24 protein-coding genes and 2 tRNA genes are annotated in these 25,983 nt (G+C 43.3%); 23 read left to right on the top strand and 3 right to left on the bottom strand.

What is annotated here, in order from left to right:
• Positions 1-166 precede the first annotated feature (166 nt).
• From G458_RS0115565 to G458_RS0115545, 5 genes are all read left to right on the top strand, one after another.
• Positions 167-538 carry a DUF983 domain-containing protein gene (locus G458_RS0115565; protein WP_026952711.1) on the top strand — a complete coding sequence of 124 codons (372 nt, stop codon included), beginning with the start codon at positions 167-169 and terminating at the stop codon, positions 536-538.
• A 125-nt stretch (positions 539-663) separates the two neighbouring features.
• Complete coding sequence (locus tag G458_RS0115560; protein ID WP_026952710.1) at positions 664-1,341, top strand: TetR/AcrR family transcriptional regulator; 678 nt, start codon at positions 664-666, stop codon at positions 1,339-1,341.
• Complete coding sequence (locus G458_RS0115555; protein WP_026952709.1) at positions 1,334-3,031, top strand: peptidase domain-containing ABC transporter; 1,698 nt, start codon at positions 1,334-1,336, stop codon at positions 3,029-3,031. Before G458_RS0115560 ends, G458_RS0115555 begins: the two co-directional genes overlap by 8 nt.
• A gap of 6 nt (positions 3,032-3,037) precedes the next feature.
• Positions 3,038-4,393, top strand: coding sequence for an HlyD family secretion protein (locus tag G458_RS0115550; RefSeq protein ID WP_026952708.1), 1,356 nt, complete (start codon positions 3,038-3,040; stop codon positions 4,391-4,393).
• Positions 4,390-5,781 carry a TolC family protein gene (locus G458_RS0115545; protein ID WP_026952707.1) on the top strand — a complete coding sequence of 464 codons (1,392 nt, stop codon included), beginning with the start codon at positions 4,390-4,392 and terminating at the stop codon, positions 5,779-5,781. Before G458_RS0115550 ends, G458_RS0115545 begins: the two co-directional genes overlap by 4 nt.
• Here the strand turns inward: G458_RS0115545 and G458_RS0115540 are convergent.
• Entirely contained in the window at positions 5,735-7,114 is a 1,380-nt protein-coding gene (locus tag G458_RS0115540) for a mannitol dehydrogenase family protein (protein WP_026952706.1), read from the bottom strand. The two genes, G458_RS0115545 and G458_RS0115540, sit on opposite strands and share 47 nt — an antisense overlap.
• A gap of 41 nt (positions 7,115-7,155) precedes the next feature.
• On the opposite strand from G458_RS0115540, the gene G458_RS0115535 reads away from it, so the two are divergent.
• Both G458_RS0115535 and G458_RS0115530 read left to right on the top strand, forming a co-directional pair.
• A complete protein-coding gene (locus tag G458_RS0115535) occupies positions 7,156-7,437 on the top strand; it encodes a DUF1330 domain-containing protein (protein WP_026952705.1) in 282 nt (93 codons plus the stop codon).
• Between the two features lie 138 nt (positions 7,438-7,575).
• Positions 7,576-8,238: a hypothetical protein gene (locus tag G458_RS0115530; RefSeq protein WP_026952704.1), complete on the top strand. Its 663-nt coding sequence runs from the start codon at positions 7,576-7,578 to the stop codon at positions 8,236-8,238.
• Positions 8,239-8,300: 62 nt separating this feature from the next.
• Here G458_RS0115530 and G458_RS0115525 read toward each other — a convergent pair whose 3' ends face one another.
• Positions 8,301-9,929 (bottom strand): UxaA family hydrolase, encoded by a 1,629-nt coding sequence (locus G458_RS0115525; protein WP_026952703.1) that lies wholly within the window; start codon positions 9,927-9,929, stop codon positions 8,301-8,303.
• Positions 9,930-9,974: 45 nt separating this feature from the next.
• Between G458_RS0115525 and G458_RS0115520 the strand changes: the two genes are divergently transcribed.
• The 12 genes from G458_RS0115520 to G458_RS0115465 all read left to right on the top strand — a co-directional run bounded on the left by G458_RS0115520 (position 9,975) and on the right by G458_RS0115465 (position 19,976).
• Entirely contained in the window at positions 9,975-10,967 is a 993-nt protein-coding gene (locus tag G458_RS0115520; RefSeq protein WP_026952702.1) for a sugar kinase, read from the top strand.
• Positions 10,967-11,635: a beta/alpha barrel domain-containing protein gene (locus G458_RS0115515; RefSeq protein ID WP_026952701.1), complete on the top strand. Its 669-nt coding sequence runs from the start codon at positions 10,967-10,969 to the stop codon at positions 11,633-11,635. Before G458_RS0115520 ends, G458_RS0115515 begins: the two co-directional genes overlap by 1 nt.
• Positions 11,636-11,655: 20 nt before the next feature.
• A complete protein-coding gene (locus G458_RS0115510) occupies positions 11,656-12,642 on the top strand; it encodes a TRAP transporter substrate-binding protein (protein WP_026952700.1) in 987 nt (328 codons plus the stop codon).
• Positions 12,639-13,112 (top strand): TRAP transporter small permease, encoded by a 474-nt coding sequence (locus G458_RS0115505; protein ID WP_035468366.1) that lies wholly within the window; start codon positions 12,639-12,641, stop codon positions 13,110-13,112. The genes G458_RS0115510 and G458_RS0115505 overlap by 4 nt, the downstream gene beginning before the upstream one ends.
• 1 nt (position 13,113) lies before the next feature.
• A complete protein-coding gene (locus G458_RS0115500; RefSeq protein ID WP_026952698.1) occupies positions 13,114-14,412 on the top strand; it encodes a TRAP transporter large permease in 1,299 nt (432 codons plus the stop codon).
• Between the two features lie 253 nt (positions 14,413-14,665).
• Entirely contained in the window at positions 14,666-14,998 is a 333-nt protein-coding gene (locus G458_RS0115495; RefSeq protein WP_026952697.1) for an arsenosugar biosynthesis-associated peroxidase-like protein, read from the top strand.
• Positions 14,998-16,050 (top strand): arsenosugar biosynthesis radical SAM (seleno)protein ArsS, encoded by a 1,053-nt coding sequence (arsS, locus tag G458_RS0115490; RefSeq protein WP_026952696.1) that lies wholly within the window; start codon positions 14,998-15,000, stop codon positions 16,048-16,050. The genes G458_RS0115495 and arsS overlap by 1 nt, the downstream gene beginning before the upstream one ends.
• Positions 16,050-16,673 carry a TIGR04282 family arsenosugar biosynthesis glycosyltransferase gene (locus tag G458_RS0115485; RefSeq protein ID WP_026952695.1) on the top strand — a complete coding sequence of 208 codons (624 nt, stop codon included), beginning with the start codon at positions 16,050-16,052 and terminating at the stop codon, positions 16,671-16,673. The genes arsS and G458_RS0115485 overlap by 1 nt, the downstream gene beginning before the upstream one ends.
• Positions 16,645-17,616, top strand: coding sequence for an arsenosugar biosynthesis arsenite methyltransferase ArsM (arsM, locus tag G458_RS0115480; RefSeq protein WP_026952694.1), 972 nt, complete (start codon positions 16,645-16,647; stop codon positions 17,614-17,616). The genes G458_RS0115485 and arsM overlap by 29 nt, the downstream gene beginning before the upstream one ends.
• Positions 17,617-17,656: 40 nt before the next feature.
• Positions 17,657-18,223, top strand: a complete 567-nt coding sequence (locus G458_RS0115475) for a DUF6134 family protein (RefSeq protein WP_051287371.1) — start codon at positions 17,657-17,659, stop codon at positions 18,221-18,223.
• Entirely contained in the window at positions 18,220-18,924 is a 705-nt protein-coding gene (locus tag G458_RS0115470) for a TIGR04283 family arsenosugar biosynthesis glycosyltransferase (RefSeq protein ID WP_245579279.1), read from the top strand. The genes G458_RS0115475 and G458_RS0115470 overlap by 4 nt, the downstream gene beginning before the upstream one ends.
• A 2-nt stretch (positions 18,925-18,926) precedes the next feature.
• Positions 18,927-19,976 (top strand): VOC family protein, encoded by a 1,050-nt coding sequence (locus tag G458_RS0115465; protein ID WP_026952691.1) that lies wholly within the window; start codon positions 18,927-18,929, stop codon positions 19,974-19,976.
• Here the strand turns inward: G458_RS0115465 and gap are convergent.
• Entirely contained in the window at positions 19,966-20,985 is a 1,020-nt protein-coding gene (gene gap / locus G458_RS0115460; protein ID WP_026952690.1) for a type I glyceraldehyde-3-phosphate dehydrogenase, read from the bottom strand. The genes G458_RS0115465 and gap overlap by 11 nt on opposite strands.
• A 184-nt stretch (positions 20,986-21,169) precedes the next feature.
• Between gap and G458_RS0115450 the strand changes: the two genes are divergently transcribed.
• The 4 genes from G458_RS0115450 (at position 21,170) to G458_RS21540 (ending at position 25,819) form a co-directional block, all read left to right on the top strand.
• Positions 21,170-21,241, top strand: a tRNA-Glu gene (locus tag G458_RS0115450).
• A 58-nt stretch (positions 21,242-21,299) separates the two neighbouring features.
• Positions 21,300-21,371 (top strand) — tRNA-Glu (locus G458_RS0115445).
• Between the two features lie 180 nt (positions 21,372-21,551).
• On the top strand, positions 21,552-24,965 hold the full coding sequence (locus G458_RS0115440; protein WP_026952689.1) for a HEAT repeat domain-containing protein: 3,414 nt from the start codon (positions 21,552-21,554) through the stop codon (positions 24,963-24,965).
• Positions 24,962-25,819 carry a PIG-L deacetylase family protein gene (locus tag G458_RS21540; protein WP_051287369.1) on the top strand — a complete coding sequence of 286 codons (858 nt, stop codon included), beginning with the start codon at positions 24,962-24,964 and terminating at the stop codon, positions 25,817-25,819. Before G458_RS0115440 ends, G458_RS21540 begins: the two co-directional genes overlap by 4 nt.
• Positions 25,820-25,983 lie beyond the last annotated feature (164 nt).

Raw genomic sequence — 25,983 nt, 5'->3', positions numbered from 1 at the left:
CGTGGTGCCGAAAGAAATTAAGCAAATAAGATTTTCCTCTTAAATTCACCCTTCAAAATTAGAGATTGCTTTTGCCTGTGTCCAAAATTTTAAAATTTTTTAAGACTGTAATTTTGATCACATCCTTAGTTCAATTCATTTGATTTCTTGCAAAAAATAAAAGATCATGAGAAAGTCTCTTGGTATTGCCATTGCCACCTGTTCTTGTCCACAATGCCGAGAAGGAAGGCTTTTCCCGGTATCGCAGTTTAGCTATCGGAAGCTGACCTCGGTCAATAAGACCTGTGAGGTCTGCGGCGCAAACCTTATTCCCGAACCCGGGTTTTACGATGGAGCCATGTATATCAGCTACGCATTTTCGGTTGCATTGGTAATCACTTCATTGGTTGCGGTCACTGTCTTGGTCGAAAAACCCGAACTATGGATGTATCTCTCAACAGTAATTGTGCTCAATTTTTCTTTGGTGCCAGCTATGCTTCGGTATTCCAAAACGCTGTACCAGTATGCGGTTGGAAAATTAAAATATAGAGAGGGCTGAAATTCAGCCCTTTTGTTTTTTTAAGGGAAATAAATTTTTTGTTTGTATTACTAACAAAAGTCGAAGAATTGCAAACTTTTTTAAGATTGACCTCGTTAAGCCTGCATGTTTAGGACAAAAAAATAATGGAATCATTGTTGAAAAAAGTCCGGATTGAGGTCAACCCCAACTTGTATTTGAAGGACCCCTTCAGCTCAGAATTGGGATATTCTATAGTCCAAGTAGGGATGAAAATGATCCGTGAGCTAGGAATGGAAAATTTCACCTTCAAAAAACTTGCGACGGAAATCAATGGATCTGAACCCGGCATTTACCGCTATTTTGAAAATAAGCATATGCTTTTGCTTTACCTCAATGCTTGGTATTGGGGATGGATGGAGCATAATTTAGTGTATGCTACCGCTAATCTTCATGATCCTGAGGAGCGCCTTGGAGTAGCGATTAGATTGATGGTAGATGGACCTATTTATCGGCAAAATGAATTTTTGGATCCCAATCAATTACACCAGCTGGTCATCAATGAATCACTCAAAGGCTATTTGACCAAAACCGTGGATACTGAACATGAATCGGGGATTTTTGCCCAGGTGTACAAGTTTGGAGAAAGAATTTCTTCTATTATCCATGAAATTAATCCAACTTATAAGTTTCCAAAGACCCTGGTCTCCACGGTGATGGAATCTTCTCTTTTACAAAAATTTAATTCTGCACATTTGCCTGGGATGACAGAGACAGCCCTAGACACCAATGAGCAGTTTAATTTCTTTCATCAACTAGTCGTAAAAACCATTTCCTATGAATAGCAATTCAGGACTGACGCCAGCCAAACGTTTTTTTGGTCTTTTGAAAGAAGAGAAAAAGCAGGTCTATGCCATTTACTTTTATGCCATTCTGAATGGTTTGATTACGCTCTCCCTTCCCCTTGGAATTCAAGCTATTTTGAACTTTATTTTGGGAGGAAGGATCACGACTTCTTGGATTATTCTTGTGGTTGTGGTAGCTCTGGGTGTGATCTTCGGAGGTTTTTTGCAAATATCCCAGTTGCAAATCATGGAGAAACTTCAACAGAGGATTTTTTCCAAAGCAGGTCTCTCCATCGCCTTTAGGCTTCCAAAAATCAAGACAGAGATTCTCCACGGGCAATATGCACCGGAGATTGTCAATCGATTTTTTGACGCAGTGAATCTTCAAAAGGGACTGGCAAAAATCTTGATTGATTTCTCCGCAGCTTTGCTTCAGGTAATCTTCGGATTGCTTCTGCTTTCCATTTACCATCCGACTTTTATCCTGTTTGGTTTGGCTTTGATCGGAATTCTAACCTTGATTTTTTACATCACAGGTCCAAAAGGCATCGAAACCGCAATGAAGGAATCCTCCTACAAGTATCAAACAGCCTATTGGCTTGAAGAGGTGGGGAGAACAATGAATACCTTCAAATTAGCGGGTCATACCAGGCTTCCCATATTAAGAGCTGATAAGCTCCTTCAAAAATATGTGGAATTCAGAACCAAACATTTTTCGGTTTTGATTTTCCAATACAAGGTCATGATCGCTTTCAAGGTCTTGATTGTGACTAGTTTGCTGCTTGCAGGAAGTTTACTATTGATCAATGATCAAATCTCCATCGGTCAATTTGTAGCGGCTGAAGTAATTATCGTCTTGGTGATCAACTCCGTAGAAAAATTGATTCTGTCCCTGGAGACGGTATATGATACCTTGGTGGCTGTCGAGAAGTTGGGTCAGGTGATGGATTTGAAATTAGAACATCACTCTTCGTATGAAAAAGTCATCCAATCCTCCGACGGTGGGCTGAAGTTTTCGATGGTTGATTTGAAATTTCAGCCTCAGGATGCGCTGGAGCCCATTCTGAAGGGGGTGAATATGACCATTGAGTCTGGTGAAAAAGTCGTCATTACCGGCAAAAGCGGAAGTGGGAAAAGTGCTGCCTTGGCTCTTTTTGCAGGACTTTATGAGGATTACGAAGGAAAAATACTCGTGAACGATCTTTCCATGGAATTGATCAATCTTGAGAAATTCCGCGGAATGGTAGGTGATTTTCTTGAGGTCCAACAGATTTTCCATGGGACTATTAAGGAAAACATCTTGCTGGGAAGAGATTTCGATACCACTCAGCTGGATTATTTAATTGAATTGGCAGGCCTAAAAGACTACATCTACCAGCTTCCGGAAGGATTGGATACCATGCTTCAGCCGGAAGGAAAAGGGATTTCAAAGGCCTTGGCTCAACAAATAATCATCGCCAGAGGTCTAGTGGGGTATCCAAAAGCATTGATTATGGAAAACACCCTGAACCATATTGCTCCAGAGATCAGAGAAAGAGTCATGGAGTTTTATTTCAATGGAAATTGGACCCTGATCATGGTTTCTGAAGAAGAGGACGTAATCGAGAAAGCAGATAAAATTATCCTGATGGATATGGGTAAAGTGCTTTATCAAGGAAATATCGAGGGATACAAAAAATTTAAAAAGTAATCAGCCATGCTCAATATCACAAAGAATAGAATTTCTGATTCGATTCCTTTTAGCGGATCCAAAAGCTTGGTGATGACACTTCCTAGGAAGGAAAGTCAAAAGCGAGTTCGAATTCTCACTGGAGTGTTAATCGTGATGTTTTTGATGCTTTTCCTGCCTTGGACACAGAACATCCGATCCAAGGGTTTTGTCACGGCCCTTAGGCCAGACCAAAGACCTCAGACCATTCATTCTATCATTGCCGGTAGAATTGAAAAATGGTATGTGGCGGAAGGGGATTTTGTACAGGCAGGAGACACCATTCTTCGGATTTCTGAGATCAAGGACGAATATTTCGATTCCTTGCTTTTGCCCAGAACTCAGCTGCAAGTAGATGCCAAAGCACTTTCTGCAAAATCCTATGGAGATAAAGTGGTGGCTCTACAAGGTCAGATCCAAGCTTTGCGTAGGAGTAATGTGCTCAAATTGCAGCAGGCTGAAAATAAACTCCGATCGGCGGAACTGAAGGTGCAGTCTGACAGCATTGAATTTGAGCAGGCAAAGGTGAATTTTGATATTGGAAAATATCAAATGGAACGGGCAGAGAAGCTTTATGAGGAAGGCCTCAGGTCTTTGACAGACTTGGAAGGAAGAAGGCTCAAGTTTCAAGAGGTTCAGGCAAAATTGATTTCCTCCGAAAACAAGCTCCTGAGCAGTAAAAATGACCTGATTACCGCCATCATTGAACTGGATGCCATTGACAATGATTTCAAGGACAAGTTAGCCAAAGCGGAATCGGACATGTACACGGCGATGTCCTCCCAGTTTGATGCAGAGGCTTCTGTGACCAAATTGGAAAATCAATATTCCAATTATGCCCAGCGAACCAACTACCGGTATATTCTGGCGCCGCAAAGTGGATATATTGCCAAAGCTATCCAAGTGGGCATTGGGGAAACCATCAAAGAAGGAGCAGAGATTGTCAATATTGTTCCTCATGGGGGAGATTTGGCAGTGGAGATGTTTGTCCAGCCGGTTGACTTTCCATTGATCAAAGTGGGTAATAAGGTCAGATTTATTTTCGACGGATGGCCAGCGATTGTGTTCTCAGGGTGGCCGCAGATCTCCAATGGCACCTTTGGTGGGGTTGTCGTGGCAATAGATCAGTTTGCCGGACCCAATAATATGTACAGGGTATTGGTGACTCAAGACCCTGAAGAGGAGGCTTGGCCTGAATTGTTGAGGATTGGTTCGGGGGCTGATGGTATTGCCTTGCTGAATGATGTGCCGGTATGGTATGAATTGTGGCGACAGCTCAACGGGTTCCCGGCGGATTACTATACTCAGGAACAAAAGGATAAACCAGCTTCAGAAAAGAAATGAGGAGATTCTTAGCCCCAGTAATTCTATTTCTTTTTGTCTCTATTCAGACTTTCGCCCAAGAGGGATTAAAGCTTGAATTTGAGCAATATATGGAGTGGGTGAGATTGTATCATCCTATTTCCTCACAAGCGGATATCAACCTCAGAATGGGGCAGATGGAAGTCAGACAGGCGAGGGGAGGTTTTGATCCATTGCTCTTTGGGAATCTGGACCAGAAGGACTACAGCGAAACAAATTATTACGACAAAAGAGAGGCAGGATTGAAGATTCCCACTTGGATGGGAGTGGAGCTTTCAGGGACATTTGAGCAAAACTCAGGAACCTACCTAAACCCGGAAAGCAAAGTGCCTTCAGGTGGTCTTTTTGCAGCTGGAGCATCGGTTAATCTCGGCCAGGGATTAATTCTCGATGAGAGAAGAGCAGCGCTACAAAGGGCTCAGATTTATCAGCAAGCCACGGAAGTGGAGCGGATTAAAATGCTCAATGAATTATTTCTGATGGCCACAGAAGCTTATTGGAAATGGTCACTTTCGTATGAAAACCTTTTGGTCTTCCAGGAAGGAGTGGACCTGGCACGGTTCAGATTTGAGGGGATAAAGAAAAGCTTTGAACAAGGTGATCTTGCGGCCATCGATACGGTAGAAGCATTTTCCCAATTGCTAAACCGGCAATATAGGCTTCAAACGGCAGAGAATATTTTCTTTGCTTCTACTCAGGAGCTCAATACCTTCCTATGGGGCGAAAATAATCAGCCAATTTTCTTGGATGAAAATACGATCCCTGCAAGCCTTTATGAGGATTTTTCCAATTCCCCGGATTTTGGCGAGTTGAGAACTCAGGTGACAAATCATCCGGAATTGGTTTTGACTGACTACGAACTCGCAAGCTTGGATGTGGAGAGGCGATTAAAAGCCCAACAGCTGATTCCGGTAGTTAAACTGAAGTATAATTTCCTGACCGAAAGTCTTTCGGATTTTAGTGAAACCCAGTTTTTTGAAAATAATTACAAATGGGGATTATCAGTTTATACGCCCTTATTGTGGAGAAAAAGCCGGGGTGCCTTGGGTCTGACCAAAGCCAAGATTGATTTTAAACAAAATTCAAGAGATCTGAAAGAACTCCAACTTCGAAACAAACTGGAGTCAGAGTTGAACAATTGGACCATCATCAATCAGCAGGTAAAGACCTTTCGGGAAAATGTAAAGAGTTTGGAAACGCTTCTTCAAGGCGAAAACAGAAGGTTTCAACTCGGGGAAAGCAGTTTGTTTCTCGTAAATGCCCGTGAAGTTTCCGTGTTTGATTCAAGAGTTACTCTCAATGACCTTGCATCCAAACTGAGAATCAGTCTTGCGAAGGCGCGCTATGCTGCCGGTCTTGGCTTTGAGTAAGTGGTGAAATCTCCTTCATTTCTTGAAGGACGATTTCGCAAAGCATATCCATGGATTCATTCATTTCTAGCCCAAATAGCTTTTCAGCCAAAGTCTTCATGCTTGACTTTAATTCCATTTGATTCGGAACCTCGGTAAACAAGTTTTTTACCTCCTGCGTGTCTCTGATTTTATCAGGGTTATGCAGGTAGTAATAAATAAGATAAAAGATTCCCATTCCGATACTTACCGGGTAGCCTCCATGGTGATTTTCTCGGAAGGGCTGAATCAAGGGTAGCAGGCGACTTTTAAACTTGGATACCGAATTCATCATAATGTCCTCTAATCGATGCTCAATGCTTGGATTGCTGAATCTTTCGACCACGGAAGCATAAAAGCTTTTCAATTCATCCCCATCAATCGGTAGAAAAGGAATGATCTCATTAGTTACCATTTTGTCTAATTGATGGAGGTTTTTTGGGTTTTCTACATATTCTCTGACAGTTTTTATTCCCAGACAAAGTCCATGGGCGGCCATAAACGTATGAGCTCCATTCAGAATTCTGATTTTTCTCAGAGCATAATGCTCAATGGATTCTTCCAAAATCACTTCAGAGCCGCAATCCAACCAAGGAATTAAATGGGCTTGGTACTTTTTTCCCTTGATTGCCCAGAAAGAATAGGGCTCAGCATGGACTAAGAGCGGGTGAGAAACCTGGAGTTCTTTACCAGTACATTTTGGAAAGCCAGGGACAATCCGATCTACAAGACTTGTGAAAAAAGTGACCTTGAGGTCCAGCCAATTCAGAAATTCCTGTCCCAAATTCCATTCTTCGGCATGTTTGAGTACAAATTCCCGAAGTAATTCTCCATTATTTGGGATAAGTTCCAAAGGGAAAATTACAGTTTCAGCCAGAGGAATAGATTGAAATCTTCGATACAGCCACTGGGTAATTCTTCCCGCAAAGGATTCCGCAAGTTTTTCGAAAGGGCCTTCATTTTTCCAGACCATTCCGGCTTCCGTGACATTGGATACGATCCACTTAAGGCTTGGGCTAGATGCGAAATTCAGAAATTTTTCCCCTTCCTCAGGCAGCTTTAAACCGTCTTTGATACAGCTGATTTCCTGAATGGAATCGATAACCTGACCGTTAAAACTACCAGAAATCCAGATAGGGAATTGGTAATGATGGGCTTTAAGCTTTTCAAGTGTATTTCCGTTGGTGGACTGAATAATGCAGATATTCAGTGGGTTATATTTTTTTGACACTTCTTCATTCATGGATTCAAAAAATGCCCGAAGAAAATTTCCTGTTCCGAACTGAAGAATGTGAATATCATTTTGGGTGTTCATAGAATTTTTTTCAGCTTAGGGTAAACTAATCAATTGTAACAATGGAAGCCTACATACTTGTCCAAGTCGATATCTATGATAATGAAGTTTATGAAGAATATAAAAAGCTGACTCCCTCCAGCCTTGAACCTTATGGTGGAGAGTTTGTAATCAGGGGCCTTCCTGTTCAGGCTTTAGAAGGAGAGTGGAAACATGATCGATTGGTGTTATTGAAATTTCCCTCCAGAGAGAAAGCTTTAGAATGGTACAATTCTGAGAATTACCAAAAGGCTAAGAATATTCGACAAAAAGCCTCATCTGCCAACTTTTTTATTGTGGGTTGATTTTTTTGGCATTTTTATTGGTATGAAATGCAAAAATTAGTCTTTAATAGGTTGCATGAGCCTAAAGGATTAATTGTTTCAAATTAGTTTTATTAAATAATTGTCAAAAAAATCCAATCACCTAAATTTTCTAATCCAATGAAAAAGAGTTATTTAAGTTGGTCAGTATTGGGATTTGCTCTCGTATTGACTTTGAATTCATGTGTTCAGGAGGAGGCCGCGCCTCTGACGATGGAAGAATCCCTTCCAGTGGTGGAATCTATGACAGATCTTGTCTCTGGTTCTGAGAATTTGAGAAAGAGTCCTAACGGAGTGGTATATCAGGAAAAATTCTCCAATCAAAGCCTTGCTGGATCTGAGGGAATTCCGCCTTATGCATTTCCTGGATTTGGCACTGGTAACGCCACTTACATCGGAAAGAGCTATTCATTCTTTAACCAGTATGCAAACGGAGCGCCTAATGAATTTGGGGAAGTAACGACTGTAGCTGCTCCTGTGACTGAGTTTTTCGCTGATCAGTTAACGGCTTTGGGTTTGGATGTAGCCCAAATCGATGCATGTGCTAAAACAGTAAGCACACTAACTACCGATGGAAAAGGAAACACCATTTGGTTTACAAATGTGTTGAATAATGCGAAGTTTGACCAAGACGGTAACATCACCTTTGAAGCTCAGATTGAGATCGTTGGAGGCACTGGGATCTTTGCAAAAGCAAGTGGAAATGGAACTGTGAAAGGGAACGTTAGTGGCACTACCGGTCAGGGTACCACCCTTGTTAGAGCTAATATTTTCTTCAATTAATCCGTAGCAATCACCCTTATTAAGTCAAAGAGCGGCCTGAATTTCAGTGCCGCTCTTTTGTTTTAGAGGGAAACTCCTCTTTTCCAGGGGATAAAATCATAATTCTTCTTTTCTTCTGCCTTGGTCAGTTGAGTTCCGCTTGCCACCGCAAGGATCAATTCTAAGAGTCTATCTCCAGCCGATTCAAGATCTTCTTCGCCAGTGATAATAGTACCGGTGTTGAAATCAATGATATCTGGCATTTTTTCAGCCAATTTGGTATTGCTGGACACCTTGATCACCGGAGCAATCGGGTTTCCGGTTGGAGTTCCCAGTCCAGTAGTGAAAAGGATGACATTGCATCCGCTTCCTGCCAGTCCAGTGGTACTTTCTACATCATTTCCAGGGGTACAGAGCAAGTTTAACCCCGGGGTTTTCACATATTCTGTGTAGTCCAAAACATCAGAAATAGGTGCTGAGCCGCCTTTTTTTGCTGCTCCACAAGATTTGATCGCATCGGTCAATAAGCCATCCTTGATATTTCCGGGACTTGGATTCATATCGAATCCACTTCCCACCCGTTTAGCGGCTTCGTTATAGGTCTCCATCAAATGGATGAATTTTTCAGCTAACTCAGGGCTTTGGCATCGATGGATGAGATTTCCTTCAGCTCCGCAGAGCTCTGGAAACTCCGAAAGAACTGCCGTCCCGCCCAAGGCTACAATCATATCTGAGACTCTTCCCAGGGTTGGGTTGGCAGAAATGCCTGAAAAACCATCTGAACCTCCGCATTCCAGCCCAATGACAAGCTTGCTGAGGGGACTAGGTTTCCTTTGCATTTGATTGGCTAAAACAAGCTGCTCAAAGGTTTCTTTTACAGCTTTGGAAAGGAGTGAATCAGTGGTTCCGGATTGCTGTTGCTCGCAGATTACCAATGGTTTTTGGCAGCCCAGCTTGGCCAGTTTTTCCTGAAGAATACTGACTTGAGCATTTTGGCAACCTAAGCTCAGAATTGTAGCTCCTGCCACATTGGGATGGTGGATATATCCCGCTAATAGCCCACAAAGACTATCCGCATCTTGTCGGGTACCTCCGCAACCCATGGAGTGGGTGAGAAAGCGGATTCCATCCAGATTAGGGAAGATTTCAGAGCGAAAAGCCTTGGTTTTTTGCGAAACCGTTTCCGTAAATTTTTCTCCATTCAGGCCGGCAATCAGGGATTTAAGTTGGTCTTCGTAGGGATTGGTTTGGGAGAATCCCAAAGCTTTTTCAAAGGCTTCTTCGAGCAGTTTGATGTTGGTATTTTCGCAGAAAACCATCGGTAAAACCAGCCAAAGATTGGCTGTTCCTACTTGATTATCAGCTCTTTTATAGCCTAAAAAGGTTCTGTTTTTCCACTTGGATACATCCGGGCTTTTCCAGTGGTAGGGCTCGTTTTCAAGCGTGTAGTGCTTGGTTTTGTGCCTTATATTGGCAAGTGTGATGGCATGTCCTGCGGGGATTTCGGTAGTAGCTTCCCCGACGATGGTCCCATACATCAAGATATCCTGCCCAGCCTCTAGGTGTTCTATCGCAAACTTGTGTTTAGCCGACACAAACTCCTGAATTTCAAGGTTTAAATTTTTGATTTTGGCAATATTTCCCGGAAAAAGATCGGTCAAAGCCACCCCAACATTGTCGGCTTCATCCAAGAGCAGGACTGTATTGTTCATTTGTATTATTGTTTAACTTGTTCAAATTAGAAAAAAATATCTTCCATGAAGAAAATCATCACCCTCGGGGAGGTCATGCTGAGACTTTCTCCACCCGGCAATCAACGTTTTTTGCAAACCAAATCTCTGGAGGTGGAATTTGGGGGCTCGGAAGCCAATGTTGGAGCCGCTCTTGCTTATTGGGGCATGGATGTGGCTCATGTGACTGCTTTTCCTGATCATGAGATCGGATGGGCAGCAAAAGCCCAGCTTCGCAAAAATGGGATTAGGACTGATTTTGTCCCGCTTACCCCTGGAAGGATGGGCGTCTATTTTTTAGAACATGGAGCCATGCAAAGAAGCAGTCAGATCATCTATGATCGGGCAGACTCTTCCTTTTCCCAGTTGGATCCTAAAGCCTTGAATTGGGATGAAATTCTGGATGGAGCAGACTGGTTACATTGGTCAGGAATTACCCCGGCTTTATCCCAGAATTGTGCGGACCTTACCTTGGAGGGGTTGAAGAAAGCCAAAGAGAAGGGAGTGAAGGTCAGTGGGGATTTGAATTACCGTAGTAACCTCTGGCAGTATGGAAAAGCTCCCTTTGAAATTATGCCTGAATTGATGGAGCATACCCATGTGATGATAGCCGGAACCAGGGATTTCAATCAATGTCTAAATGAAAATGTGAAGTCCTTTTCTGAAGCTAAAAAACTTGCTTTTTCCAGGTTCAAAAACCTCGAGTATATCGTCAAAACTGACCGGGAATCTCACAGTTCTTCCCACAATACCATGGCTGGAGCCCTATATACTCCAGATAATACCTTTTCTTCAAGAAAATATGATTTAACCCATATTGTGGATCGGGTGGGGACAGGAGATGCTTTTGCAGGAGGTTTGATTTATGGATTGCTGACCATGGAGCCTGCCGATGCGATTGAATTTGCTATGGCTGCAGGTGCAATGAAGCATAGTGTTCCCGGAGATATTTTGTTGTGTTCCCTTCAAGAAGTCCACGATCTCGCCAACGGAGAATCAGTTGGGAAAATCAAACGCTGATGAGAAATCCAACCCCATTTATCCAAAGAATGCATGCCGGAGGCATGATGCCGATATTTTTCCATCCCGATGAGCAAGTCTGTTTGGATTTGCTTTTTGCGGCCTATGAAGGAGGTGTTCGTGTCATCGAGATGGTGAACCGAGGTAAGGAAGCCAAATCAATTTTCCCTAAAATCAGGGCGGCTGCCGATAAGATGCCCGGCCTATATCTGGGAGCCGGTACGATATATCATTCTTATGAGGCCGAGGAATTCATAGACATGGGAGCGGAGTTTATCGTAGCACCGGTGATGAATCCCAAGTTGGGAGAGTATTGCGCCAAAGTGGAAGTGCCTTGGGTACCGGGTTGCGGAACCGTTTCCGAGATTTTTTTCGCGGAACAACTTGGTTGTCAGCTGGTAAAAATCTATCCTGCAAACATTCTGACACCTGAATTTGTACCGGCTGTTCATGCCGTTTTGCCAAAAATTGAAATTATCCCAACGGGTGGAGTAGAGCCAACTGTAGAAAGTCTTTCGCAGTGGTTTAAGGCAGGTGTTCTCTGTGTTGGAATGGGATCCCAACTTTTCAGAAAGGATCTGATCCAGCAAGGAGACTTTCAGAAAATACAGGAGCAAGTAAAGCAAGCCATGAATATCATTGAATCGCTAAGAGCCCCAAAAACCTAACTTTCGATAACCCAAACCCAATGAATAACCGAATTTTCCAAGCCCTAATTTTGCTTTCCATAGTTTTCCTGTGGAGTTGCAAAAGCGATTCGAGGGTAAAAATCATCAAAATGGGCCATGCCCAGGTTACAGCGCATCCTGTCCATAATGCCATGGTATATCTGGCGGAGAGGCTGGAAGAAAAATCTTCCGGAAGAATCAAAGTCAAGGTTTATCCCAATCAGCAACTCGGGACAGAGCGAGAGCTGTTGGAATTGCTGCAGATAGGAAGTCTAGGTATGACTAAAGTATCAGCAGCATCTCTGGAAGCATTTTCGCCAGAAATCAGTGTTTTTGGGGTGCCATTTCTTTTCCGGGATGACGAGCATGTTAATCAGGTGCTTTATGGAGAGATCGGAAAGGAACTGCTGCTTAGCTGCGAGAAGTTTTGGCTCCGAGGGCTTTGTTTTTATGATGCCGGAAAAAGGAGTTTTTATACCAAAGACAAACCGGTGGAAACTCCAGCGGATCTTACTGGCCTTAAGATTAGGGTACAGGAATCCAAGATGGCGATCAATATGATCCGCGCAATGGGAGGATCTCCCACTCCGGTAGCTTATGGAGAACTTTATACCGCCTTACAACAAGGCATTGTGGATGCTGCCGAAAACAACCCTCCGAGTTTTTACAATTCCAGACACTATGAAGTGTGTAAGTTTTATTCCATTGATGAGCATACCATGGTTCCGGATGTGGTTTTGGTAAGTACCAAAGTTTGGGAAAATCTCGACCCTGAGGAGCAAGTATGGCTTCAGGAAGCTGCAGATGAATCAGCGGTTTATCAAGCCAAACTTTGGAAAGAATCTGTGGAAGAATCCATGCGGGAAGTTCAAAAAGCAGGAGTTCAGGTTTCGTATCCCAAAAAAGAACCTTTTTTGGAGCAGGTAAAGTCCATCTACGATGCGATTCGCAATGAAAATCCTGCCTTGGGGAAATTAATCGACAGAATCCAAAATACCCGATCATGAAATTAAAGCTGTTTTTAGATCAATTTATCCGTGCTTTGATTGCTGTCCTCATGGGATTGATGGTGATCAACGTGACCTGGCAGGTATTCTCAAGATATGTTTTGGGGGATCCAAGTTCCTTCACCGATGAGCTTTCCAGATATATGATGATCTGGTTGGGATTGGCCGGTGCCGCCTATGTTTCTGGGAAAAACGGACATCTTGCCATCGACATTGTGCCCGAAAAACTTAAAGGAAAGCAATTGCTTTACCTCCAATTTTTCATTCATGGCTTGGTAGTGTTTTTCGGCTTGGTGATTATGATTTGGGGTGGAGGCAACCTCGTGTATATCACCCAGATTCTCCAGCAAAAATCAGCCACTCTCCAGATTCCTTTGAGTTGGATTTATGGTATAGTTCCAATCTCCGGAGTTTTGGTGGTCTATTACCACCTTTTTCACATTGTTCAACTCATAAAAAACCAGGAATAAGATGGAGTGGATCAGTATTGCCATTTTGGTATTAAGTTTTGTCACGCTCCTGATTTTGGGTGTCCCTGTGGCTTGGAGCTTGGGCTTATCAAGCTTCTTTACGCTAATTATTACAGTTTCGGCTTTGCCAGCCTCAACGACGATCGCTCAGCGAATGGCAACGGGCTTGGACAGTTTTGCCCTTTTGGCCATTCCGTTCTTTGTACTGGCCGGGGAAATTATGAACCGGGGAGGAATTGCGAATCGGTTAATTGATTTTGCCAAAAGTCTCACCGGAAGACTTCCCGGTGGGCTTTTGTATGTCAATATCATTGCTTCCATGCTTTTTGGAGCAATTGCTGGCTCTGCCGCCGCTGCCGCTTCAGCCTTAGGAAGTATTTTGGGAAAAAGGATGGATGCAGAAGGCTACCCAAAAACTCTCGGAGCCGCAGTGAATATTACTTCCTCGACCACGGGTTTGATTATTCCTCCTTCGAATGTCCTGATCATCTATTCCCTCGCCAGCGGAGGGGTATCAATTGCGGCGCTCTTTGTCGCTGGATACCTTCCGGGGCTTTTGTTGGGACTGGTTTTGATGGCCTGCGCAGCGATTTTTATCAAGAAAAACAAACTCCCAAATGGAGACAGGGTAACTCTGGGACAATTGGGCACTTCCTTTTGGAGAGCCTTGCCTAGCTTATTCCTGTTGATTGTAGTGATTGGAGGAATAGTCATTGGGGTTTTCACAGCAACCGAAGCCTCCGCAATTGCAGTGGTTTATACGCTGGTGTTGTCTTTTGCCTACCGCGAATTGAATGTGAAGGAGCTCCCAGGAATTCTAGTGAGAGCTTCCGAGACTACAGCGGTGGTTTTGCTCCTGATCGGAACTTCCATGAGTATGTCTTGGGTCATGTCGGCTGAGGATATTCCTCAGATGATCAGTGATTTTATGCTGAATGTCAGCGACAACAAATGGGTGATTTTGATTCTGATCAATCTGATTTTGTTAGGGGTAGGGATTTTCATGGACATCACACCAGCAGTGCTGATTTTTACTCCCATCTTCTTACCGGTGGTGACGAGAGTAGGAGTGGATCCGGTACATTTTGGAATCATGATGGTGGTCAATCTATGTATAGGATTATGTACTCCACCAGTAGGCTCGCTTCTATTTGTAGGTGTATCGATTGCCAAAATTTCCCTGACCCAAGTTATTCGACCCTTATTGCCGTTTTTCCTTGCCATGATTTTGGCTCTCGCCTTGATCATGTTGTTCCCGGAGATCACCCTATTCCTGCCGAGAGTGTTTGATTTATTATAAAAAAAGCCCTGAAAAGGGCTTTTTTTGCTTCTTACCTAATTGAATCCAAGATGGAAAAAATCTGATTTCTTAATCCATTGATTTAAATGTGATTAGGATCAAGATTCATTTTAACCTTGAAAAATAGGGTAGGTTTTCAGTTTCTTTATTAAATGGTCTCCTAAGCCTGAACAAAACAGAGGGATTTGAGAGTTTGTAAAGGAGACTCAATCTGAATTTTAAGAAACATCGTATTTCAACAAAAAAATCAAACATGAAAACTTACTACAACCCTGAGGACCTCAAAAAATTTGGAAACATCACCGAGCTACAAAAAGCAATGGGAGATAAATTTTTCGCCTACTACGCAGAAGTTTTTAAAGAAGGAGCACTCACTGCCCGTGAAAAATCATTGATCGCATTAGCCGTGGCCCATGCCATCCAATGTCCATACTGCATTGATGCCTATACCTCTGATACCCTGGAAAAGGGATGCGATGAGGAGCAGATGATGGAAGCCGTGCACGTAGCTGCTGCGATTAGAGGAGGAGCATCTTTGGTCCATGGGACTCAAATGATGAATAAGATCAAAGAAATCACGATGTAATGAAGTCTCTCAAAGCTTTAAATCATACTCTTTCCAATCCTGAAGAAGCTCTTGAAATTCTTGAAGAACAATTGCCCAATGGGAAAAAATCATTCCAAGCACATCTTCAAACCATAGGGCTGTTTCCTTTGAAGCCCACTCAAATTGAGATTTTTCAGGTCAACCTAGGCAAAATGTGCAACCAGGTCTGCAAGCATTGTCATGTCGATGCCGGGCCTGACCGAAAGGAAATCATGACTCGGGAAACTATGCTGGAGTGCCTGAGAGTCATTACTCATGAGACAAGCATTCATACGGTGGATCTGACTGGAGGAGCTCCAGAAATGAATCCTGAGTTTCGCTGGTTTGTAACTGAGATCAGAAATGCCAGACCGGACATTAGCATTCTGGTTCGCTGTAATCTCACGATCATTTTGGCCAATCCGAAATACCATGACTTACCGGATTTCTTTAAAGAAAATCGAGTAGAGGTAGTTTCTTCTTTGCCCTATTTCACCGCATTGAGAACAGACTCACAGCGGGGAGACGGAGTTTTTGAAAAATCCATTGAAGCTTTAAAAAGGCTTAACGCGGTAGGCTATGGAATGGAAGGGACTGGCTTAAGTTTGAACTTGGTCTATAATCCCTCCGGGGCATTTCTGCCTGGGGCCCAGGATGAACTTGAACGAGAATTCAAAAAGAAGCTTTTGGATAAATTTGGCGTTCATTTCAATTCCCTTTTTGCAATTACCAATATTCCGATCTCTCGTTTTCTGGATTATTTGATCCGTTCTGAAAACTATGAGTCTTACATGGAAAAGCTAATAGATGCTTTTAACCCCAGTGCTGCCGCAGGTGTCATGTGTAGAAATACCATTTCCATCGGCTGGGATGGCTGGCTGTATGATTGTGATTTCAATCAAATGCTGGAGATGAAAGTGGATGAAAAATCCTCCCAACATATCTCCAAATGGGATGGAAATGCCCTCCTTGCCCGAGATATCAAAGTTAACAATCACTGTTTCGGCTGTACTGCCGGTGCAGGATCAAGTTGTGGAGGAGCTACAGCCTGATGAAGGAAGTTGCATTGCTTATTTTCCAGAAAAATCCGGAGTTGGGAAAAGTCAAAACCAGACTGGCTGCCACAATAGGGAATGAAAAGGCTTTGGAGATTTATCACCAATTGGTTGATTTAACTCTGAAAGAAGCAATCAAAACACAATTTGAGATTTTCATCTTTTATTCTGATTTCATTCCGGAGCAAAAACCTTCGGCTTTGATGAGCTTTGGATTGCAAAAAGGAGATGATTTGGGAGAAAGAATGAAAAATGCTTTTCAGGAAGTCCTTAAGTTTGGATATAAGAAAGCCTTGATTATCGGGACAGATTGTCCGGAAATCAAGGCTGAATTAGTTACAGAAGCTGCCCAAATTCTGGATGGAAATGATTTAGTTTTAGGTCCTGCTGAGGATGGAGGATATTATCTTCTTGGGATGAATTCTCTACAAAAGGAGATTTTTGAGCAGGTAGCCTGGAGTACCGAGTCGGTTTTGAAGCAGACTTTGGAAAAAGCTGAAAGGAAAGGTTTGAAAGTGAGTTTGTTGGAAATGCTGAATGATATAGATACAGCAGAAGATTTAAAAAAATTAATTGATAAAAAGCCTCAGTATGAGTCAATATTTAGATACCACGGTTGATGTATATAAGCAAGCCGCTTTAAAGCCCGATGTAGGGCTTTGTTGTACCACCACACCCATTTGGCAGCTTCCGGGCTTGGAAATCCCGAGAATCATGCAAGAAATGAATTATGGGTGCGGGAGTACCGTTCACCCGAGAGACTTGGTTCGTCAGCCGAGGATTCTCTATGTGGGTGTAGGCGGAGGGATGGAAGTTCTTCAGTTTGCATATTTTTCCCGTCAGGCTGCAGGAGTCGTCGGAGTGGACGTGGTCGATGAGATGTTGGATGCTTGCGACAAAAACCTTTATGAAGCTGAGAAACTCAATCCATGGTTTAAGAGAGATTTTGTGACCTTGAAAAAAGGCACGGCTCTAGACCTGCCGGTAGAAGACAACAGCATCGATGTTGCGGCGCAAAACTGCCTCTTCAACATTTTCACTCAGGAAGATCTTCAAAAGGCTTTAAAAGAGATTTACCGGGTATTGAAGCCTCATGGAAGGCTGGTTTTGAGTGATCCAATTTCGGAGGATCCTATTCCTGATCAGCTCCGAAATGACCCAAAGCTCAGAGCATTATGCCTTAGCGGTTCTTTGACATTGAAGGACTACCTTCGAATGATTACCGATGCAGGATTTGGAACTGTGGAAGTCAGAGCCAAAAGGCCTTATCGTGTTTTGGCTCCGGGTCAATATGACACCGAAAAGTTGATTTATCTGGAGTCTGTAGAAATCTGCGCAATCAAAGATCCTATGCCTGCTGATGGTCCATGCATTTTCACTGGAAAAGCAGCGATTTATTATGGAGAAGAGGAATATTTTGATGACAAGGCCGGTCATATCCTTCTTCAAAATCAGCCTTTGTCGGTGTGTGATAAGACTGCAAACGCTATTGCGTCCTTGAATCGACCGGACATATTCATTTCTGAGTCCACTTATTTCTACGACGGAGGAGGCTGCTGCTAGGGTGAAGTTTTGGTTAGCTTTCGGTTTAATTTTCTGCTTTTTGGCGAATCCGGTCTTCTCTCAAGGCAAAGCAGAATCACTGCGTTATGAGATTCTAGTTTTGGGTTTGAAGATTGGGGAGTTGGTTGCAGAAAAAACACCGGAAATCAACAATTCCCAGGTTTACAAAGTGGAGAGCTTTGTGAAGTTTTGGTTTTTTGGAAATGTGGATCTGCGCTTTTCTACCGTTTCCCAATTCCTTCATGACGAAATAGTCAGGACCAAATCCGAATCCAAAACCAATCGGGGAGATTTTCTTTCAACCGTTCAATGGAATGGAAGGCACTACGAGGTCGATGCCAATACTTATAAATATGAAAATCAAAAGCCTGTTAATGGACCTTTGACTTGGTGCAGTACCAAGCTTTTTTTTCATGAACCCAAGCATGAGGATGTTTTCCTTTCTGAAGTGTATGGAGTTTCTCAGAAAATCACCCAGATTCAGCCTGGGGTTTATGAGATTAAAATTGATGGAAATGCAAATCGGTACTTTTATAAATCCGGAATATTGGAAAAGATCGTACTTGAAAATCCAATCAAAAATTATCAAATCCGAAGGATAAGATGAACGATGTATTGAGGCTTTCTGTCATTATTCCAGTGCTGAATGAGAAGCAAAATCTCCAGGAATTGATTCCTTGGATCCGAAACTGTGGGGGAGATTTTATTGAAGACTTGATTGTAGTAGATGGGGGAAGCACGGATGGGAGTGCAGAACTCGCCCGTTTCCATGGAGCAGCGGTATATGAGTTAAAAGAGGCCTCCCGCGCAAAGCAATTAAACTTGGGAGCCAAATATGCCAAGGGAAATACCCTGTATTTTGTTCATGCTGATACCCGACCACTTTCAAGCTTTGCCGAAGATATTCAGAAAGCGAGGTTGTCCGGCTATCGGGCAGGCTGTTATCGATATCGATTTGATTCTTCTGATTTCCTTTTGAAAATCAACGGATGGATGACCCGATTTAATGGAATGTTTTCCGGAGGGGGAGATCAAACCTTGTTTATTTCTTCCACTTTCTTTCATGAATTGGGAGGATTCGATCCTGATTTTTGCTTGATGGAGGATTTTGATTTGGTTCGAAAAATCAAAAAAAGAACGACTTTTCACATTATTCCCAAGTCCATCTTAGTCTCTGCACGAAAATATCACTCCAATTCCTGGCTCAGAGTTCAATTGGTAAACCTTTTGGTTTTTACCAGATTCCATTTTGGAACTCCACCTCAGAAATTGAAATCTATCTATCATAAATATCTGGTTCACAACTAATAATGGCCTATCAGTTAAATGGAATCCAGCAAATAGGAATTGGGGTAGAGGATTTGGAATCTTCCTGGAAATGGTATAGAAAGGCCTTTGGGATGGATGTACCCATTTTTCAAGACAAAGCAGAAGCTATCCTGATGAAGGAATATACCGGAGGGGAGGTTTATTCCCGACATGCGGTATTGGCCATGAATATGCAGGGTGGAGGTGGATTTGAAATTTGGCAGTTTACCAACCGGACTCCAATTCCTCCGATAAATCAGGTCCAATGGGGAGATTTGGGGATTTTTGCAGTCAAAATCAGGAGTAAAAATATTGAGGAATCGGTCCATTGGATGGAGAGTTGCGGCTCGAAGCAATTGACACCGATAATTATTCATCCTGATGGAAATAAGAGTTTTTTTATTAGAGATCCTTTTGACAATGTTTTTGAAATCTGTGAATGTCACTCCTGGTTTTCCTCAGGCAAGCACCTTCATGGAGGCGTCATGGGAGTATGCATAGGCGTCTCGGATCTTCAGACATCCAAGGCTTTGTATCAGGATTTATTGGGCTTTTCTGAACTAGCATACCACAAAGAAGAGCTGTGCTATAATTGGGAAGGTGGCTTGGTGAAAACCAAGCGTGCACTTCTGACCATGAAAGGGAAAAATCCAGGGGCCTTTGGAGCTCTACTTTGCCCGGCTCAAATAGAGCTTGTTCAAGTGATGGGGACTAAGCCCAACAAGATTTTTAAAAACCGGTTTTGGGGGGATTTGGGATTTATCCATTGTTGTTTGGACATCAATGGCACTTCCTATCTAAGAGACCAAGCCCAGGAAAATGGGTTTGCCTTTACCGTGGACAGTGAGAACAGTTTTGACATGGGAAAAGCAGCCGGACACTTTTGTTACCTCGAGGATCCTGACGGCACATTAATCGAATTGGTAGAAACTCACAAAGTCCCGATTTTTGAAAAGCTAAATCTCTTTCTAGATCTGAGAACCAGAAATCCAGAGAAAAACCTGCCCAAGCTATTGGTTAAAATGCTGGGCTTGAACCGAGTCAGAGATTGATTCCTGAAATTTTCTCCGCAAGATTCATCAGTCGATTGGCGTAGCCGGATTCATTGTCATACCAGCCTACGATCTTGACGAGATTTCCTTTGGAAGAGGTCAATGCCTCGTCCACGATGCAGGAATGGGGATTTCCGATGATATCCATTGAAACTATCGGGTCTGACTCTACTTGAAGGAAACCTTTCATTTCTGATTTTTCGGCTTCTTTAAAGGCCTGATTGATTTCTTCTGCACTTGCGGGAAGACTCAGCTCGACAATCAAATCTGTCAGGGAACCATCCGGCACAGGTACTCTCATCGCAGAGGCTTCGATCCTTCCTTCCAATTCAGGCAATACCCGGTCCAAGGCTTTTCCGGCATTGGTCGTAGTAGGAATAATAGAGTAGGCAGCCGCCCTCGCCCTTCTTAAGTCCCGATGGGGGGCATCGTGAAGGTTTTGATCATTGGTATAAGAGTGAACCGTGGAAGCATATCCTTTGACCACCCCAAATCTCTCATGCAAGATTTTGATCATCGGAGCAAGGCAATTGGTGGTACAGGAGGCATTGGAAATGATCCGCTCATTTCCTTTTAGAATAGCATCATTCACTCCCAAAACTACCATGGGAATTGATTCATCGACTACAGGAGCCGAAATGATCACCCGCTTAGCACCGGCATTCAGATGCTTTTCGGCACCCTCTCGGTGAGTGAATCTTCCGGTACATTCCAGGACGATATCAATCTCCAACTCACCCCAGGGAAGATTTTCAGGGTCAGATTTACTGAGCAAAAGGGTTTTTTCTCCATTGATTTGGAGATAAGGAAGAGCCAAGGAAATTTCTTTTTCAAACTTGCCATGAATCGAGTCATATTTCAAGAGATGAGCAATCGAAGAGGGGTCGGCAAGATCATTGATCGCAACTAGTTCAAAATGAGGGTTGTTAAAAAATAACTTGGCCGTATATCTGCCTATTCTTCCAAAACCATTGATGGCTACTCTGACTTTTGGGGTATTCGAATTCATGGACTTTATTGTTCGATGCGAAATTAGCTAAAACTCTTCAAGCAATTTCAATTGAATTTTTATGGCTTTGGTTCAGTACTTTACTCAAATTCCAAAGAAATTTTTGCAGCACTTTTGGGTTTATAAATCTGACCGCCTATATTTGCACAACCTTTTGAAAAAGCACGTTTTTCAAGGCTTTTATGGTCCGTTCGTCTAGGGGTTAGGACGTATCCCTTTCACGGATAAAACACGGGTTCGATTCCCGTACGGACTACTGAATGTTCTGATTATCAACCATAAAGGTCAGAATATCTTGAAAATTTTTACTTTATGGTCCGTTCGTCTAGGGGTTAGGACGTATCCCTTTCACGGATAAAACACGGGTTCGATTCCCGTACGGACTACTAAGACTGAAAGCTCAATCACCGAGTAGTCTTTAATTATTTTTGTTTTATGGTTGTTAGTGGTTAAAGTGAACAAAATCCCGGTTTCTGACCGGGATTTTTGTTTTTCAGACCATTTATATCAACGGCAATTAGGTCTAGGTCAATTTTCCTATTTTTCTGTATTGATAATAAACCTATATGACCAAAATTAATTCTCAAACCAGACTTTTGGCCACTTTGGCTATCGGGGCGTTTCCCCTGATTTTCTCCTGTACCAAAAAGGAACCTGTAGATCTCCGAATTAAAACCTTAACCAAAGAACAAATTCAACCCTTGGTTGAAGTGGCTCAGAACTCTATAAACCCTGTTCTGGCAGAAGGCTTGAAGCTGGAAATCTGGGCGGTGGATTCCCTGGTCAAAGATCCCATTGCACTTCAAGTCAATGACGCTGGAGATATCCTTTACTCCAGATCTCCGAGAAGAAATAATTCCGAATTTGATATCCGAGGGCATCAGTCTTGGGAGATCCGTTCCATAGCTATCCAGACTATTGAGGATAAGCGGGCATTCCTACGGGACGAGCTTTCGCCTGAAAGGTCCTCAGAAAATACCTGGCTAGCCGATTTAAACGGGGATGGTTCTCATGACTGGAGAGATATGACCTTGGAGATGAATGAGGTGTATAAGCTTCGGGATACCGACGGAGATGGCCTTGCAGATTGGTCTCAATTGATGGTTCAGGACTTCAATGACGAAGTAGTGGACGTGGCAGGAGGGATAATGGAGACTGAGGATGCACTCTATGTGGCTGCTGGTCCGGACATGTGGAAGCTGATGGATAAGAATGGTGATGGGATCATGGATGAAAAGCAATCCTTATCTCATGGTTATGGGGTCCATATCGGATTTGGAGGTCATGGCATGTCAGGAGTGGAAATGGGGCCTGATGGAAGAATCTATTGGGGCATAGGAGACATTGGTTTCAATGGGAAAAGTCCGGATGGAACGGAATGGAAGTATCCCAATCGTGGGGTAATTGCCCGATCCAATCCTGATGGGAGTGATTTTGAAGTTTTCGCCATGGGTGTCAGAAATACCCATGAGTTTGTTTTTGACCAATACAATAACCTGATCTCTGCAGATAACGACGGGGATCATGCTGGGGAAAAAGAAAGATTGGTGTATATCACCAATGGTTCAGATACCGGTTGGAGAATCAACTGGCAGTTTGGGAAATACCGGGATCCAGACAACAATACCTACAAAGTCTGGATGGATGAAAAGCTTTTTCTACCCAGATTCGAAGGACAAGCCGCATACATAACGCCTTGTATCCAAAACTACGTAAGTGGCCCTACCGGAATGGTATTTAACCCGGGAGCAGGCTTGGGAGAGCGCTGGAGAGATCATTTTTTCTTGGTGGAATTTGTGGGTAGCCCTGCTAATTCAGGTCTTCATGCTTTTCAGCTGCAGCCCAAGGGAGCAAGCTTTGAGTTGACCAAAACAGAAAAAATCATCAGCGGTTTTTTGGCAACAGGGATAGATTTTGGCCCGGATGGAGCCCTTTATATGGCAGATTGGATCAATGGATGGGATGACAAGTTTTACGGAAGAATCTGGAAACTCACCGATGAAACTGCCAAAGGCTGGGCATTGCAGCAACAAACTGCCGCCGAAATCAAAGCCGATTACAAAAAGCTTTCCGAAAAAGAGTTGAAGTCCAAGTTGGCTTTTGAAGACATGAGAATCCGAAGAAAGGCTCAATTTGAACTGGCCAAAAGAGGCAAAAAGGGCTTTGAGGTCTTTCAAACTGTGATTCAGGATAAATCCAATCAACTGGCAAGAATTCATGCCATCGTCGGAATCAGTCAGCTTGCGAGAATGGAGAAAATGGATTATGCCGATGCATTGGTTCCGCTTTTAAAGGACTCTGATCCTGAAATCCGCGCTCAAGCCGCCAAGTGGCTGGGTGATATCCGCTATTCCAAAGCCGGAGATCCGCTGATCCAAGGATTGAAAGACGGGAATGCCAGAGTGAGATTTTTCAGTGCAGAAGCATTGGGAAGAAGTAAGGATGCCAAGGCCATTCAAGCCTTGATTTCACTTTTGGAGGCAAACAACGATGAAGATGCCTATATCCGTCATGCAACTTCCTTGGCACTGTCTAGAATTGGACAAGTGCAACCAATCGCTGCTTTGTCTTCTCATCCTTCCAAGGCCGTAAGAATGGGAGCAGTTTTGGCATTGAGAAGATTGGAGTCTCCTGAATTGGCGAAATTCCTGAATGATACGGACGAATACATTGTGACTGAAGCAGCGAGAGCCATTCATGATGATTTCTCGGTCCCTGCGGCTTTGCCTGCATTAGGGGCTATTCTGAGTACCACTCCTTTTCAAAATGAACCTTTGATCCGACGTGCAATTAGTGCCAATCAACGGGTAGGGAAAGAGGAAAACCTCAATCATCTTTTGGCCTATTTGGCAAAACCCAACACCCCGGAGGTGCTGAGAAAAGAGTCCCTGGCCGCAATCGGAACCTGGGCGAAGCCGTCCTTGGTGGATCGGGTGGATGGTAGGTATCGAGGGCCTGTCGTAAGAGATGCAGCTTTGGTGAGGGATCAGGTGAAGCCAGTATTGGTTTCTCAGATCAATTCCAAGGAGGAATCAATCCGTCTAGAATCTGCCAAAGCGCTTGGCAAACTGGAAATCAAAGACTCGGAAGCTCTATTGCTTTCCAAATTGAAATCAGATCCATCGGAGCAAGTTAAGATCCAGGCCTTGAATTCCTTGGTAGCCTTGAATGCCAGCAATCTGGGTGAAGCCATTTCCCTTGCGATGAGTGATCAAGCTCAGGCAGTTCGGGTGGCAGGTTTGGGACTTTTGCCAGCCACTTCCATCCCAACGGAGCAAAAAGTAAAGCTTTTGACGGATATTATCCGCAACAGAACTATTCCTGAGAAGCAAACAGGCTTGCTGACTTTAGGCGGTATCGAAGGCAGTCAAAATTTGCCGATTTGGAATGAATTGCTAGCTGACTTCGACAAAGGAAAACTTCCTGAAGCCACTTGGATCGAGTTGGAGGAAGCGATAGTGGCCACTGGATCGCCTGATCTTAAAACTAAATTTGAAGCTGCTTTGGATAAAAAAGCCGGAGATCAGCCTTGGAAAAAATATGCCGGTGCTTTGGCAGAAGGAAATTTTAGGGCCGGAAGGACCATATTCTTTGAAAACCAAACTGCTCAATGTATCCGATGCCATGCCTATGACGATATGGGCGGGAATGCCGGACCACCTTTGGATGGAATCGGGAATAAGCTGAGCAAAGAGGAACTGCTGATTGCCTTGGTGGAGCCTAGCAAAAGACTGGCACCCGGCTATGGCTTGATTACCGTTGAATTGAACTCCGGGGAAAAAATCACCGGAACGCTTCTCGAGGACTCTCCTACAAATCTGAAAATTCAGCTAGGGGCAAATGAAAGAACGATCTCCAAAAATGAGGTGAAATCATCCCAGCTGGCTGCTTCCAGCATGCCTCCGATGGGTACCTTACTCAGCAAGAGGGAAATCAGAAATTTGGTTACCTACCTCAGTAATCTAAGGAGGTCCGAATGAAAAAATGGTTGATTGTCTCCCTGGGGATCATCGTGGTCATTTTATTGATTTCGCCTTGGATCCTAATACTCTTTGCCAAGAATGAGATTCATGATCAAGGAATTCCTGTGCGGGATAATTTACTTGAAAAAGAGCCAAAACGTCGTGTTTTGGCCCTTTTTCCTCATCCGGATGATGAAGTCACGGTTGCAGGTACTTTGATGAAACTCAAGGAAGATGGTCATGAAATTTACCTTGCCTGTCTGACCCGAGGGGAAAAAGGAAAATCCTCCGGAATTGAAGATGAGGTTTATCTGGCGGAGTTGAGAACTCAGGAAATGATGGCCTCTGCTGCTTTGATTGGGGCTGATGAGTTGATTCTTCAGGACTATCCGGATAGTGGCTTAAGTAGCCTTGGTTTGGATTCATTGAAATCAATTGCTTTGGAGCTTATCCAGCGAGTGCAACCGGATATCTTGGTTTCTTATGATTCCAAAGTGGGGCTCTATGGACACCCAGACCATCGCCTTTCGGGTTTGGCAGTTGAAGAAGTATTTATAGCAAATACAGGAAATCCTGATTTTTCAGCAGCTAAGCTTTTTCAGGTGACTTTGTGTCCAAAGCAAATCAATCTTGCCCTGAAGCTTTCCTCCGGATTTCAAAAAAACTACCCAGAAGATATAACTCAGGGCTTGCCGATACCTGATTTTTCTGTGGTGACGAGGCCTTATTTCAAAAGAGTTTTGAAAGTGATGGAAGCCCATCAAACTCAGCAAGATGTTTTAAAAGACCTGATGCCCTACCACCGGGAGGTTCCGGCTTGGATTTATTCCAGGATTTTTGATCGGGAATATTTTTATGAGGTGAAGAGGTAGAAGGGATGTAATATGTACAAAGTACAAAGTACCAAGTATCAAGTACCAAGTACCAAGTATCAAGTAGCAGGTATCAAGTATCAAGTATCAGGTATCAAGTATTAAGTAGTATGTACCAAGTATCAGGTATCAAGTATCAAGTAGTATGTATCAAGTACAAAGTA

The sequence above is a fragment of the Algoriphagus mannitolivorans DSM 15301 genome (assembly GCF_000429425.1).
Lineage (GTDB): Bacteria > Bacteroidota > Bacteroidia > Cytophagales > Cyclobacteriaceae > Algoriphagus > Algoriphagus mannitolivorans.
Note: the sequence above shows the minus strand (reverse complement) of the source record. Positions and strands in the feature narration are given on the sequence as shown.